We start from the raw sequence: 781 nt of genomic DNA on the forward strand, positions 1-781 counted from the left end.
ACGGAAACATTTGAGTTTCAAAGAACACAGTCACGTCTTTTTGAAATGCAAAGTCACGATTATTTGAAACTTTGGGAAGAACATTTTCTTTTGAAGAAGAAGCATTGATTATACTTTTACCTTTACGTAAACTGTAAAAATAATAACTCTTTGAAATTAAAGATATGCAATAATTCTGTTGTATTTTTTTTAAATTCACTTTATCGATACATCATGATAATTTTCTAATAGTTGTTTGTGCGGAGGGTTATTGTTTTTGTGAAGAGAGAAATTTGTAAATTTCATTGCTTTACTCCTTTTTATGATATTGTTTAAATATGGTTGAAGTCAAAAATATTCAGTATACGGACGCAAATGAGTGTGCGCTGGATTGTCTAAAAGTTAGGAAAAAATAAAATGGCACGAAAAAAAATAGCTCTCATTGGTTCAGGTATGATTGGTGGTACTTTGGCACATATTATTGGGCTTAAAGAGCTTGGTGATGTTATCTTATTTGATATTGCAGAAGGTGTACCACAGGGTAAAGCTCTTGATATTGCTGAGTCTTCACCTGTTGATGGTTTCGATGTTCATTTAAAAGGGGCAAATGCCTATGATGCAATTGAAGGTGCTGATGTTGTTATTGTAACAGCAGGGGTTGCACGGAAACCTGGTATGAGCCGTGATGATCTTTTGGGTGTTAATCTAAAAGTTATGGAACAAGTTGGTGCTGGAATTAAAAAATATGCACCTTCAGCTTTTGTTATTTGTGTTACAAATCCCCTTGATGTAATGGTATGGG

General features: G+C 33.7%; 2 protein-coding genes. One reads left to right on the forward strand and one right to left on the reverse strand.

The genetic code is table 11. The features are described from left to right. A partial coding sequence (locus ACFIO3_RS14485) for a hypothetical protein (RefSeq protein ID WP_375704723.1) occupies window positions 1–199 on the reverse strand: 199 nt, incomplete at its 3' end. Between the two features lie 197 nt (window positions 200–396). On the opposite strand from ACFIO3_RS14485, the gene ACFIO3_RS14490 reads away from it, so the two are divergent. Continuing rightward, the coding region (locus ACFIO3_RS14490) for a lactate/malate family dehydrogenase (protein WP_404977497.1) at window positions 397–781 on the forward strand (385 nt) is incomplete at its 3' end.

Source organism: Bartonella sp. AD328YNZD, assembly GCF_042196425.1.